The organism is Bradyrhizobium dasycarpum (assembly GCF_042019905.1).
Lineage (GTDB): Bacteria > Pseudomonadota > Alphaproteobacteria > Rhizobiales > Xanthobacteraceae > Bradyrhizobium > Bradyrhizobium japonicum_B.
Genome location: NZ_CP169574.1, coordinates 5,493,776 through 5,505,690, shown reverse-complemented (window position 1 = coordinate 5,505,690; position 11,915 = coordinate 5,493,776). Strand labels below are relative to the sequence as shown.

Genomic DNA, 11,915 nt, shown 5'->3' with positions numbered 1-11,915 from the left:
GCGCTGGCGGCTGGTGCCGCCGGCGCTGGTTTGCTCGAAAAACAGGTAGGAGACTGACGAGCGACCCGATCCGGACCTCGTTAGGGCTGCTTCCTTCCGGACCTGACCCGGTTGGCGAGTGGCTCGTCCACCGCCAATCTCCCGGTCCCTATTTGGGGCCAAAGGGAGCGGAAAGCAAGCGGGGTCTACGGCTGTTCCGGCGGCCGTTCGGGGGACTTCCAGGCCCGAACCGCATCGTTCCGCCCTCGAACGGCGCGCCCTACCGGGTCCGGAGCATAAGAACTACGGCGCATACGCATGTTGTCTGGGGACCTGGTCTCTGCGACGGTAAGAATCAATCCAGAGAAGCCTTCATGCCCGAACCCGCCTGGTCGCTCCACTCCCGCCTGAAAGAAGACACCATCGACATCGGCGATTTGCCGCTGTCCAAAGTGCTGGTCATCAAGGACGCGCATTATCCCTGGCTGCTGCTGGTGCCTCGCCGACCCGACGCGGTCGAGATCATCGATCTCGACGAGGTGCAGCAGGCGCAGTTGATGACCGAGATCTCCCGCGTCTCGCGCGCGCTGAAGGAGGTCACCAAATGCGACAAGCTCAATATCGCGGCGCTCGGCAATCTGGTGCCGCAGCTGCACGTTCACATCATCGCGCGTCGCACCAGTGACGCCGCCTGGCCGCGGCCGGTCTGGGGCGTGATGCCGCCCTTGGCGCACGATGCCGCAGAGGTTCAGAATTTCATCAGTGTGCTTCGCCGCAAGATCTGGTTGGGTTGAAAGATCGATAATGTCAGCATTCGACGCATTTCCGCTGGGGCAGCCGGCCTTCGTCACCAACATCCTCGACCGCGCCGCGCATCTGCGCCGCGACGAGGAGAAGCTGTTCGCGATGGAGCAGAAGCCGTCCTCGCGCGCCTATGTCGTCTACCGCGACTCGTTGCTGGTCAAGCGCGAGGGCGACAAGGTCCGCGCGCTGCTCACGATCGACGAGGCGCTGAAGTGCGGCGCCAATCCCGGCACGATCTTCCTTGGGCTCCGCGACGGCGCCGCGATGTTCGGCATGGGCCTGTCGCAGGCTGCCGCCGAGAAGCTGGTGGGGCGCGAGGACTACATGTTGACCGAGCTGCGCGGCATGGCGATGCAGGGCGCGATCCCGCCCGGCGAGCTCTCGGCGATCGCGATGGCGAAGTCGATGGTGAGCTGGCACCAGCGCCACGGCTATTGCGCCAATTGCGGCGCGCGCAGCGCGATGAAGGAAGGCGGCTGGAAGCGCGACTGTCCGGCTTGCAAGGCCGAGCATTTTCCGCGCACTGACCCGGTCGTGATCATGCTGGTGGCCTCCGGCGACAAGTGCCTGCTCGGCCGCCAGAAGCAGTTTCCGCCCGGCATGTATTCCTGCCTCGCCGGCTTCGTCGAGGCCGCCGAGACCATCGAAGATGCGGTGCGCCGCGAGATCCTGGAAGAATCCGGCATTCGCTGCACCGACGTGCAATATTACATGACCCAGCCCTGGCCCTATCCGTCGTCGCTGATGATCGGCTGCAGCGCGCGGGCCGTGAGCGAGGATATCGTCGTCGATCGCATGGAGCTGGAGGACGCGCGCTGGTTCACGCGCGAGGAGGCCGCCCTGATGCTGACGCGGACGCATCCGGACGGGCTCGCCGGCCCGCATCCCTTCGCTATCGCCCACCACCTGCTCGGCCGCTGGGTCCACGACAAGAGCTGACCGCCGATGGCGCAACTTGGGGCCGCGCCGCGCATTCTCTGCGTCGGCATTCCCGTCCGCGACCTCACCTTTCGGGTCGCGGCCGTGCCTGCGCGCGGCAGCAAGGCCAACGCCACGCATCTCGCCGAGATCTGCGGCGGCAATGCCCTCAATGCCGCCATCGCGATCGCACGGCTCGGCGGCCGCGTCGCATTCACAGGACCGATGGGTGACGTTGGCGAGACATCGAGCAGCTTCATTCTCGCGCAGATGGCGCAGGAGGGCATCGACACCACGCACATCGTGCGCATGCCCGATGTGACCACGCCGGTCTCCGCGATCATGATCGAGCCCTCGGGCGAGCGGACGCTCACGATCTATCGCGATCCCCGTCTATGGACCGTGAAGCTGCCCGACGCCGAGAAACTGCTCGCCGATTGCCGGGCCCTGCTGGTCGAAAGCCGCTGCGCCGCGTTCGCGATCTCCCTCTGCACCGAGGCACGCCGGCGCGGCATTCCCGTCATTGTCGGCGTCGACCGCGCGATGGCGTTGCAGGACGGCCTGCTCACGGCGGCATCGCATCTGTTGTTCGCCAGCGAGCAGGTGCAGGAGACCGCCGGCATCGCCGACGACGGCGGGGCCTTGAGGCGTCTGGCCCGGCTGACGCCCGCCTTCCTCGCGGCCACCCGCGGTCCGAATGGCACGATCTGGCTGAACGAGACAGGCGCGCTCGAGGAGACGCCGGCCTTCGCGGTCGAGGCGGTCGATACGCTTGGCGCCGGCGACGTCTTCCATGGCGCCTTCACGCTAGGCTTGGTCGAAGGCGAGGATGTGCGGGAGGCGCTGCGCTTCGCCGCGGCCGCAGCAGCGCTGAAATGCACCCGTCACGGCGGTGGTCTCGCTGCCCCGCAACGTATTGAAATCGAAGAACTTTTGCGCTCCGCCCCAGTCCTGGGAGCCGGCGGGGGGCCGCGATAATGAGCTTGCTCTAGAAATATTTTCTCTATATCAGGGAAATACACCCCTGAAATGGAACAAAGTTCTTCAAATGACTGATGTCGCCGTCCAGGTCCCCGAGACCAGCCGCCGCCTCGATGCCATCGATCGCAAGATCCTGATGGTGCTCCAGGAGGATGCCTCGCTGTCCGTCGCCGAGATCGGCGACCGCGTCGGCCTGTCCTCGACCCCCTGCTGGAAGCGCATCCAGCGGCTGGAGGCCGACGGCGTGATCATCAAGCGCGTCGCCCTCGTCGACCAGAACAAGATCGGCCTCGGCATCTCCGTGTTCGTGTCGGTCGAAAGCTCCGACCATTCCGACGCCTGGCTGAAGAAATTCGCCGAAGCCGTCAGCGCCATGCCCGAGGTGATGGAGTTCTACCGCATGGCCGGCGACGTCGACTACATGCTGCGCGTCGTGGTCGCGGACATGCAGGCCTATGACGTGTTCTACAAGAAGCTGATCAGCGCCGTACCGCTGAAGAACGTTACCTCGCGCTTCGCGATGGAGAAGATCAAGTCCGTCACGGCATTGCCGATTCCCGCGGTGGTGGCGGCCTGACGCCGATTCTCATTCTGACGCGTTTTCTTCCCGCGAGCCGGTATCCACTTCGCTCGAAAACGCCTCAAGTCGGCTGAAACACCGGCAGGGTGACGCTGACGCGCGTGCCTCCGCCCGGCGATGCGCCGATCTCGATCGTTCCGCCATGGGCCTCGACCAAATTGCGGACGACCGCGAGGCCGAGGCCGGCACCGCCGGTCGCGCGATTGCGCGACTTCTCCATCCGGTGGAACGGCTCCAGCACGGTCTGGCGTTGATCGGCGGGAATGCCCGGCCCCTCGTCGTCGATCGACACGACGACGGCACCGTCCTTCAGGGCCGCGCGCACATGTGCGGCATGGCCGTAGGCGAGAGCGTTGTCGATGATGTTGGCGAAGACCCGCCGCAAGGCGAGCCGGTCGCCGAGCACGACGACGTTGCGCGCACGCTCGTCCGCGACCAGATCGACGACCGCGCCCTGGACGCGGCGGTCGTGAACGTCGCCCGCCACCAGCGCGGCGAGCTCGATCATTTCCTGCGACAATCCGCCGGCGCCCGCCCGCGTCGACAGCAGCGCGTCATCGAGCAGCCGGATCATGTCGTCGATATCGGCCACGGCCCGCTGCCGCTCGGCATCGTCGGGAATGTGCTCGACGCGCAGCCGCAACCGTGTCGCAAACGTCCTGACGTCATGGGCGATGCCGCCGACCAGCGTCATGCGTGCACGCAGCATCTCGGCAAGCCGTCCCTGCAGGCGGTTGAATGCGGCGATGACGGCGCGGATCTCCGGCGCGCTGCGTCGCGCATCCGGCAATGGCGGCGGATCGGCCGACAGGTCGACGCGATCGACCGCGGCGGCGAGTTGCGCCAGCGGCCGCGTCTCGCGTTGCATGACGAGCAGCGCCAGCAGCGCCACGACCGACCCGAACAGGCCTGCCCCGAAGCCGACGGGCAGGCCGAACGGGGTGACCGGCAGGCGGGTATAGGCATCGATGATCAGCAACTCGCCGCTGCGCAGACCGATGCGGAATTCGACCGCGTTGGCCATCAAGCGCGCGAGGCGGGGAAACCATCGACTGGCGCGATGGTTCGGCGGCGACACGATCTCGACCGGACGGCCTGCAAGGCCGGCCGCATAGCTGTCGCGCAATTCCTGCTGCTGCGGCGGGGTCTCCCCGCCGACCGGCGCACCCGAGGGTACGATGCGCACCGTGAACTGCGGCGAAGTCACCGCATCGAGCACCTCCTGCCGTGAGCCGGCCGCCGTCCGCTCCAGGAGCGTGGCCAGCGCATCGAGACGCGCGGGCGAAGGTCGCGTCAGCTCGTTCTCGCGGAGGGTGGTCCGGTAGAAGATCGCGACGACCACGGTACTCACCAAGATGAATCCCACCAGCCCGATCAGGGCGAGCCGCGCCGCGAGTGTCACGCGCAGCATCACGACACCTGCTTGACGGACGCGGTGAACAGATAGCCGCCATTGCGCACCGTCGTGATCAGGTTGGAGCCGGGGCTGGCGCCATCGAGCTTGCGGCGCAGCCGCGAGATCAGCATGTCGACGGTGCGATCAAACGGCTCCGCCGAACGTCCCCGCGTCCAGTCGAGGATCTGGTCGCGCGTGAGCACCCGGCGCGGCCGCTGCACGAAGCAACCGAGCAGGTCGAACTCGGCGCTAGTCAATTGCAGCTCCGGCGACTCGGCCTCGACCGTCTCGACACTGCGCGCATCGAGATCAATCACGAAGCGGTCGAACGCAAACCGCCTGACCAGCGGCTTTGCCGGAGCCCCGCTGGCACGGCGCAGGATGGCGCGAACCCGCGCCAGCAGCTCCCGCGGACCGAACGGCTTGGTGAGATAGTCGTCCGCCCCCATCTCGAGGCCGACCACGCGATCGATCTCGTCGCTCTTGGCGGTGAGCATCAGGATCGGGAGGGAATCGTCGGCGCGCAAGCGGCGGCAGATCGAAAGCCCGTCCTCGCCCGGCAGCATCAAGTCGAGAATGACGAGGTCGGGCCGCAGGCGCTGGAGCATCGAATCCATCGCCTTGCCGTCGGCGACGCAGGCGACCTCAAACCCCTCGCGCCGCATGAAGTCGGCGACGAGGCGGCTGATCTCGGGATCGTCCTCCACCATGAGGATCGTGGCCGAATGCGCGTTCATCAACCGCATCTTGGACGATCACGCGGTCCGCGCAAGGGCAGCGGCGCCGTTGTTACATAGTGTTACACGGTGTCGACAAAGCCCTAACAATCGTTTCGTCCGGGCAATGCGGCGCAGACGCCGCGGCTCCAGTCTCCGCTCTACGGCTCCCGTTCACGGCAGCCCCCAGAAGGAGACGACGACATGACCAAGCTTTTCCTCACCTCCCTCGTCATCGGCACCCTGTCGGTCGCCGCGGCGGCCGACGCCAACGCCTGGACGAGGTCGGCGACAGCAACCGGACCGCGCGGCACCTCCCACGTCACCGCGACGGGAAGCTGCGCCTACGGAAGCTGCACGCGCAGCGTGACGCGCACCGGTCCTGCCGGCAACACCTACACCCGCACCGGCACGATCTCGCGCTGACGCAGCGCCGCCATCGCCGCGTCAGCCCCGCGCGGCGACGGCGAGCCTTGCCTGATCAGAAAGGACCATCACGGTGTCATCGATCTTCAATCCCATCGCACTGTCGCGACTTGCAGCCATCGCCGCCCTCGGCGTTGCGACCGCGACCTGCGCGCTTGCCCAGACCCAGCTGCAAACCCAGATGACGCCGCAGATGCGCAGCGAAGCGAAGAGCCTGATGCAGGCCTGCCGCACCGACTTCGACAAGCTTTGCAGCAACGTCACGCCGGGCGGCGGACGCGTCCTCGCCTGCCTGCAATCCCATGCCGGCCAGCTCTCCTCGTCCTGCGCCCAAACGTTGCCCCGTGCCCAGGCGCTGCGCAACAGTGCCGGCGCGGCGCCGAAGTAGGAGGATGCCGTGGGCTACGCTTCACTCCTGCTCGATCCGGTGCTCCGGCGCATGATCCTCGCAACCGCGCTCGGCCTGATGCTGCTCGAGTACGGCATCGGCCGCCTCGCGCACCGCGATACCCACGACTGGCGCGAGAGCGTTGCCTCGTTCGGCGTGGCCCTCGGACAGAATCTGCTGCGCGCGGTCGAGGCAGGCATGCTCGCGATGCCGTTCGCGTTCCTGTACGAGCACCGCCTGTTCGACTTCGCACAGACCGGTCCGCTTGCACTCGCAGGGTTATTCCTGGGCAGCGAGTTCCTGTACTATTGGCAGCATCGCGCCTCGCATCGCATTCGCTGGATGTGGGCGACGCATTCGGTGCATCACTCGACAACGCGACTGAACTTGACCGCGGCGATCCGGCTCGGCTGGACCGGAAACGTCTCGGGCAATTTCCTGTTCTTCCTGCCGCTGGCGCTGATCGGATTTTATCCGCTCGCGATCGTGGCAATGCTCGGCATCAACCTGCTCTACCAGTTCTTCATCCACAGCCAGTTCGGACCGAAGCTCGGGGTCCTGGAATGGGTGCTCAACACGCCGAGCCACCATCGCGTGCATCATGCCTACAACGAGCCGTGCCTCGACAAGAACTACGGCGGCATCCTGATCGTGTTCGACCGCCTGTTCGGGACCTTTGCCGAACATCCCTCCGACCAGCCGCTCCGCTTCGGCCTCGTCGGCGGCGTGCAATCCTTCAACCCGATCCGGATTGCGCTCGGCGAATGGACCGCGATGCTGGGCGACGCCCGGAAGGCACGGGGTGCAGGCGCGAAGCTCCGCACACTGTTCGGCCCGCCCGGAGGCTGAGCGCGTTAGCGCTCAGATCTTCTGGTTGTACTCGCCGACCTCAGGATGCGTTCGCAGCACGCTGTTCACCATCTCGAACATGTCGTGCATGCGCTGCTCGGAGACCGGGCTCTCGACCACGACGACGAGCTCGGGCTTGTTGGAGGAGGCGCGCACCAGGCCCCAGCTGCCGTCCTCGACCGTGACGCGAACGCCGTTGACGGTGACGAGATCGCGGATCGACTGGCCGCCGATCTTGGCGCCCCTGGCCTGCAGGCCCTCGAAGTGCTTCACCACCTTGTCGATGACGCCGTATTTGGTCTCGTCGGCGCAATGCGGCGACATGGTCGGCGACGACCAGGTCTTCGGCAGCGCGTCCTTCAGATCCGCCATCGACTTGCCCGGCGCGCGGTCGAGCATGTCGCAGATCGCGATCGCCGAGACCAGGCCGTCGTCATAGCCGCGGCCGAACGGCTTGTTGAAGAAGAAGTGGCCCGACTTCTCGAAGCCCGCGAGCGCGCCCATCTCGTTGGTGCGGCGCTTCATGTAGGAATGGCCGGTCTTCCAATAGGCGACCTTCGCGCCCTGCTTCTGCAGCACCGGATCGGTGACGAACAGGCCGGTCGACTTCACGTCGACCACGAACTGCGCGTCCTTGTGGATCGCCGACATGTCGCGCGCCAGCATCACGCCGACCTTGTCGGCGAAGATCTCCTCGCCGGTATTGTCGACGACGCCGCAGCGGTCGCCGTCGCCGTCGAAGCCGAGGCCGACATCGGCCTTGTGATGCAGCACCGCATCGCGGATCGCGTGCAGCATCTCCATGTCTTCCGGATTCGGATTGTATTTCGGGAAGGTGTGGTCGAGCTCGGTGTCGAGCGGGATCACCTCACAGCCGATCGCCTCCAGCACCTGCGGTGCGAAGGCGCCGGCGGTGCCGTTGCCGCAGGCCGCGACCACCTTCAGCTTGCGCGTCAGCTTCGGACGGGAGGTGAGATCGGCGATGTAGCGCGCCGGGTAATTCTCGTGGAATTGGTAGGAGCCGCCCGCCTTGTTCTTGAATTCGGCATTGAGCACGATCTCCTTCAGCCGCGTCATTTCGTCGGGACCGAAAGTGAGCGGACGGTTGGCGCCCATCTTCACGCCGGTCCAGCCGTTGTCGTTGTGCGAGGCCGTGACCATGGCGACAGCGGGCACGTCGAGATCGAATTGCGCGAAATAGGCCATCGGCGTCACCGCAAGGCCGATGTCGTGCACCTTGCAGCCCGCGGCCATCAGGCCGGAGATCAGCGCATATTTGATCGAGGCCGAGTAGCCGCGGAAATCGTGGCCGGTCACGATCTCCTGTTTGACGCCGAGCTCGGCGATCAACGCGCCCAGCCCCATGCCGAGCGCCTGCACACCCATCAGGTTGATTTCCTTCTGGAACAACCAGCGCGCATCGTATTCGCGAAATCCCGTCGGCTTCACCATCGGCTCGGATTCGAAGGCGTAGGTGTTGGGCAACAATACGGATTTCGGCTTCGGGAACATGAGACGGTCTCGTGAATGGGCAGGAAATGAGGCAGCCTTAGCGAATGCCAGGCCACAGCGGAAGGCGGGAATGCAGGCTTATGGCCGATAATTGCGGCAGTTTGGTAACGAAGAAACGTTACCGCGAGGGCGGCTGATCGCAACCGGCTCTGCCTATTGCTCCAGCACCATCTGGCCGTTGGCGTATTCGAACCGCTTCAGGCGGGACAGGAAGGAGAGGCCGAGCAGGTTCTCCGACAGCGCCGCGTCGGGCAGCACCATGGCGTCGACGTCGCGCACGATGAGACCGCCGACGTCGAGCATGGCGATGCGGGCGCGGGCGGCCTTGATGGTGCCGTTGGCGGTGGAGACGGTGGCGTTGTACTCGCTGCGCGAGGGACGCAGGCCAAAGCGGGCCGCCGAGGTCTCATTGAGCGCGACCACGGAGGCGCCGGTGTCGACCATGAAGCCGATGCGCTGGCCGTCGATCCGGCCCTCGGTCTGGAAATGACCGCGGCCGTCGCGGGAAATGGCGAGGCTGCGGCCGCCGCTCGGCGCGGTCGACGCAACCGCGACCGTCGTGCGCGGCGCTGAGGTGGCGGAAGCCGAGCTCATCTTGTCCGCCATCTGCGCCATGAAGGTGCCGAGGCCGATCATGACGGCCGCGATGATCATAATGTTACGCATCACACCACTTCCGAGCCGAAAGCCCGATTTCACCACGCGGCACGCCCGACCGCGAGCGGAGCTGCGGCCGGGACGGTGTCATTTTGGCGAAAAGGATGAGCGGACGGTTAACGCGGCGACCTAAACTCTCAAGCGCGGGGCGAGGGAGAAGACACGTCACGTCCCGCGCGGCTTCGCTCGCCGGGTCGGCAGCGCATTGGCCGGATCGTCGGGCCAGGGGTGGCGCGGGTAACGGCCGCGCAGGTCGGAGCGCACCGCGCTGTAGCTGCCGCGCCAGAAGCCTGGGAGATCACGCGTTACCTGCACCGGGCGCTGTGCCGGCGACAGCAGCTCCAGCACCAGCGGCACCTTGCCGGCCGCGATCGAGGGATGGGTGTTGAGGCCGAACAATTCCTGCAGCCGCACCGCGATGGTCGGCCCCTGCTCGGCTTCGTAGTCGATCGCGAGCACACTCCCCGTAGGCGCCTCGAAATGCGTCGGCGCCTCGCGGTCTAGCCGCGCGCGCATCTCCCAGGGCAGCAGCCCCATCAGCGCGTCCGAGAGGTCGCCCGGCGAAATGTCCTTGAGCGCGATCTTGTCGTAGAGCGCCGGCACCAGCCAGTCGTCGCACCGGGCGATCAGCCCGGCGTCGGACAAATCCGGCCAACTGTCGCCCTCGGCCTTGCGCAGGAACATGACACGGTCGCGCCACTGCTTGGCGGCCTTCGACCAGGGCAGCCGGTCGAGCCCCGCGGCGACCAACCCATCTGCAAGAATGCGGGCGGTGTCCTCGGATGGCGACACGGCGAGGGTCGATTCGGACAGCGTGATCGCATGCAGCACGCGCTTGCGCCGCGCCCGCAGCGCCATCGCGCCGCGGTCGAACGAGATCTCGTCGGCGGTCTCGATGTGCTCGGCGAAATGGTTCTCGATCTCGTCCTCGGTGATCTGCGCCGCGAGCAGGATCCGCCCGCTCGCCGCCGTGCCCGTCATCTCGCCGACCGCGATATAGGGCGCGCGGGCGAGCGAGGAGGTCTGCTCGACCGCGGCGCCGCGGCCATTGGCGAGCACGAAGCCGCCATTACCCCGGTTGCGCGCGACGCGGTCCGGAAAGGCATAGGCGAGCATCAGGCCGGTCGAGAGCTCCTCCGGCGGGCCGGCCTTCTCCGAGGCCGCGACCTGCGAGGCCCAGCGCCGCGCGAGGTCGCGCGCGCTCGCTGCGCGCGGCGAGCGGTCGCGGCGGAACTGGTCGCGCCGGTGCTCGAGATCCACGCTGTCGCCCCCGAGCCCGCGCTCGGTGATGATGGCCGCGATCTCGGCGGCGGCCTCGCCTTCGCCCGCACGGTGCGAATCCACGATCATTCGCGCCAGCCGCGGCGGCAGCGCCAGCGCGCGGAGGCTTTTTCCTCCGCGGTGATGCGGCCGGCGGCATCGAGCGCATTGAGCTCCTCGAGCAGGCTTTTGGCTTCCTTCCAGGCCGGCCCCGGCGGCGGATCGAGGAACGACAGCACGGCGGGGTCGCCGACGCCCCATTGCGCGAGATCGAGCACCAGCGAGGATAGGTCCGCGCTGAGGATTTCCGGCTGGGTGTAGGGCGCAAGCGAAGCCGTCTGCGGCTCGTCCCAGAGCCGATAGCAGACACCGGATTCGGTGCGGCCGGCGCGACCGCGGCGCTGGTCCACCGCCGCGCGCGAGGCGCGTACGGTCTCGAGCCGCGTCAGGCCGATATCAGGCTCGTAGCGCGGCACGCGAGCGAGCCCGGAATCGACCACGATGCGCACACCCTCGATCGTCAGCGAGGTCTCCGCGATCGATGTCGCCAGCACGACCTTGCGCGTGCCCTTGGGTGCCGGCGCGATGGCACGGTCCTGCACGGCGGCGTCGAGCGCGCCGAACAGCGGCACGATCTCGATCGAAGCGTCCTGCACGCGCTCGCCGAGGAAATTTTGGGTGCGGCGGATTTCGGCGGCGCCCGGCAGGAAGGCCAGCACCGAGCCGCTGTCGGCGCGCAGCGCGGATGCGATCGCGTCCGCCATCTGCCGCTCGATCGGCGCATCCGCCTTGCGGCCGAGATAGCGCGTCTCGACCGGAAAGGCGCGGCCCTCGCTTTCGACGACGGGCGCATCGCCCAGCAGCTTGGCCACGCGCGCGCCATCGAGCGTCGCCGACATCACGAGGATGCGCAAGTCTTCGCGCAGGCCGGTTTGCGCATCGCGCGCCAGCGCGAGGCCCATGTCGGCGTCGAGCGAGCGCTCGTGGAATTCGTCGAACAGGATGGCGGCAACGCCTGAGGAGTTCGGGATCGTCGAGGATCTGGCGGGTGAAGATGCCCTCGGTCACCACCTCGATGCGGGTCGTGCGCGAGATCTTCGAGCCGAACCGGACGCGGTAGCCGACGGTCTCCCCGGTGCGTTCGCCCAGCGACTTGGCCATGCGGTCGGCGCTGGCGCGTGCCGCGATACGGCGCGGCTCCAGCACGATGATCTTCTTGCCCCTGGCCCAGGACGCGTCGAGCAAGGCCAGCGGCACGCGCGTGGTCTTGCCGGCCCCGGGCGGCGCCACCAGCACGGCGGCATTGCTGGCCTCCAGCGTGCGCGAGAGCTCGTCGAGCACGGCATCGATCGGGAGGGGCGTGTCGAAACTGCGGGGCAAGTGTCCATCCACTCGTCATGCCCGGCCTTGTGCCGAGCATCCACGTCTTAACCTCAGGCTCCGTCATTC

General features: G+C 67.0%; 11 protein-coding genes, 1 other RNA gene and 1 pseudogene. 7 read left to right on the top strand and 6 right to left on the bottom strand.

Annotation, left to right across the window (positions count from 1 at the left end; translation table 11 throughout):
• Positions 1–45: 45 nt before the first annotated feature.
• Positions 46–142, bottom strand: an RNA gene (ffs, locus tag ACETMP_RS26240) — signal recognition particle sRNA small type.
• A gap of 211 nt (positions 143–353) precedes the next feature.
• Between ffs and ACETMP_RS26235 the strand changes: the two genes are divergently transcribed.
• The 4 genes from ACETMP_RS26235 (at position 354) to ACETMP_RS26220 (ending at position 3,259) form a co-directional block, all read left to right on the top strand.
• Entirely contained in the window at positions 354–773 is a 420-nt protein-coding gene (locus ACETMP_RS26235) for an HIT domain-containing protein (protein WP_375158426.1), read from the top strand.
• A gap of 10 nt (positions 774–783) precedes the next feature.
• Positions 784–1,722 carry an NAD(+) diphosphatase gene (gene nudC / locus ACETMP_RS26230; protein ID WP_375158425.1) on the top strand — a complete coding sequence of 313 codons (939 nt, stop codon included), beginning with the start codon at positions 784–786 and terminating at the stop codon, positions 1,720–1,722.
• Positions 1,723–1,728: 6 nt separating this feature from the next.
• Complete coding sequence (locus tag ACETMP_RS26225; RefSeq protein WP_375158424.1) at positions 1,729–2,679, top strand: sugar kinase; 951 nt, start codon at positions 1,729–1,731, stop codon at positions 2,677–2,679.
• Between the two features lie 70 nt (positions 2,680–2,749).
• Positions 2,750–3,259 carry an Lrp/AsnC family transcriptional regulator gene (locus ACETMP_RS26220; protein WP_028138904.1) on the top strand — a complete coding sequence of 170 codons (510 nt, stop codon included), beginning with the start codon at positions 2,750–2,752 and terminating at the stop codon, positions 3,257–3,259.
• Positions 3,260–3,323: 64 nt separating this feature from the next.
• Here the strand turns inward: ACETMP_RS26220 and ACETMP_RS26215 are convergent, their stop codons facing one another.
• Together ACETMP_RS26215 and ACETMP_RS26210 are read right to left on the bottom strand one after the other, a co-directional pair.
• A complete protein-coding gene (locus ACETMP_RS26215; RefSeq protein ID WP_375158423.1) occupies positions 3,324–4,673 on the bottom strand; it encodes a sensor histidine kinase in 1,350 nt (449 codons plus the stop codon).
• The gene (locus ACETMP_RS26210; RefSeq protein WP_375158422.1) at positions 4,673–5,395 is read right to left on the bottom strand and encodes a response regulator; all 723 of its coding nucleotides are present in this window, start codon (positions 5,393–5,395) and stop codon (positions 4,673–4,675) included. The genes ACETMP_RS26215 and ACETMP_RS26210 overlap by 1 nt, the downstream gene beginning before the upstream one ends.
• 183 nt (positions 5,396–5,578) lie before the next feature.
• On the opposite strand from ACETMP_RS26210, the gene ACETMP_RS26205 reads away from it, so the two are divergent.
• The 3 genes from ACETMP_RS26205 to ACETMP_RS26195 all read left to right on the top strand — a co-directional run bounded on the left by ACETMP_RS26205 (position 5,579) and on the right by ACETMP_RS26195 (position 7,037).
• The gene (locus ACETMP_RS26205; RefSeq protein ID WP_028138907.1) at positions 5,579–5,800 is read left to right on the top strand and encodes a hypothetical protein; all 222 of its coding nucleotides are present in this window, start codon (positions 5,579–5,581) and stop codon (positions 5,798–5,800) included.
• 73 nt (positions 5,801–5,873) lie between these two features.
• Entirely contained in the window at positions 5,874–6,188 is a 315-nt protein-coding gene (locus tag ACETMP_RS26200) for a cysteine rich repeat-containing protein (protein WP_375158421.1), read from the top strand.
• 9 nt (positions 6,189–6,197) lie between these two features.
• Complete coding sequence (locus tag ACETMP_RS26195) at positions 6,198–7,037, top strand: sterol desaturase family protein (RefSeq protein WP_375158420.1); 840 nt, start codon at positions 6,198–6,200, stop codon at positions 7,035–7,037.
• Positions 7,038–7,049: 12 nt separating this feature from the next.
• Here the strand turns inward: ACETMP_RS26195 and ACETMP_RS26190 are convergent, their stop codons facing one another.
• From ACETMP_RS26190 to hrpB, 3 genes and pseudogenes are all read right to left on the bottom strand, one after another.
• Positions 7,050–8,549 (bottom strand): phosphomannomutase/phosphoglucomutase, encoded by a 1,500-nt coding sequence (locus ACETMP_RS26190; protein ID WP_375158419.1) that lies wholly within the window; start codon positions 8,547–8,549, stop codon positions 7,050–7,052.
• A gap of 153 nt (positions 8,550–8,702) precedes the next feature.
• Positions 8,703–9,215: a TIGR02281 family clan AA aspartic protease gene (locus ACETMP_RS26185; RefSeq protein ID WP_375158418.1), complete on the bottom strand. Its 513-nt coding sequence runs from the start codon at positions 9,213–9,215 to the stop codon at positions 8,703–8,705.
• 156 nt (positions 9,216–9,371) lie between these two features.
• Positions 9,372–11,846, bottom strand: a pseudogene (gene hrpB / locus ACETMP_RS26180) (ATP-dependent helicase HrpB).
• Positions 11,847–11,915: the final 69 nt, after the last annotated feature.

Bases quoted from the DNA above. Each gene is read 5' to 3' on its own strand.
- ACETMP_RS26235 (WP_375158426.1), top strand. From the start codon at position 354: ATGCCCGAACCCGCCTGGTCGCTCCACTCCCGCCTGAAAGAAGACACC.
- nudC (WP_375158425.1), top strand. From the start codon at position 784: ATGTCAGCATTCGACGCATTTCCGCTGGGGCAGCCGGCCTTCGTCACC.
- ACETMP_RS26225 (WP_375158424.1), top strand. From the start codon at position 1,729: ATGGCGCAACTTGGGGCCGCGCCGCGCATTCTCTGCGTCGGCATTCCC.
- ACETMP_RS26220 (WP_028138904.1), top strand. From the start codon at position 2,750: ATGACTGATGTCGCCGTCCAGGTCCCCGAGACCAGCCGCCGCCTCGAT.
- ACETMP_RS26215 (WP_375158423.1), bottom strand. From the start codon at position 4,673: ATGCTGCGCGTGACACTCGCGGCGCGGCTCGCCCTGATCGGGCTGGTG.
- ACETMP_RS26210 (WP_375158422.1), bottom strand. From the start codon at position 5,395: ATGAACGCGCATTCGGCCACGATCCTCATGGTGGAGGACGATCCCGAG.
- ACETMP_RS26205 (WP_028138907.1), top strand. From the start codon at position 5,579: ATGACCAAGCTTTTCCTCACCTCCCTCGTCATCGGCACCCTGTCGGTC.
- ACETMP_RS26190 (WP_375158419.1), bottom strand. From the start codon at position 8,549: ATGTTCCCGAAGCCGAAATCCGTATTGTTGCCCAACACCTACGCCTTC.
- ACETMP_RS26185 (WP_375158418.1), bottom strand. From the start codon at position 9,215: ATGCGTAACATTATGATCATCGCGGCCGTCATGATCGGCCTCGGCACC.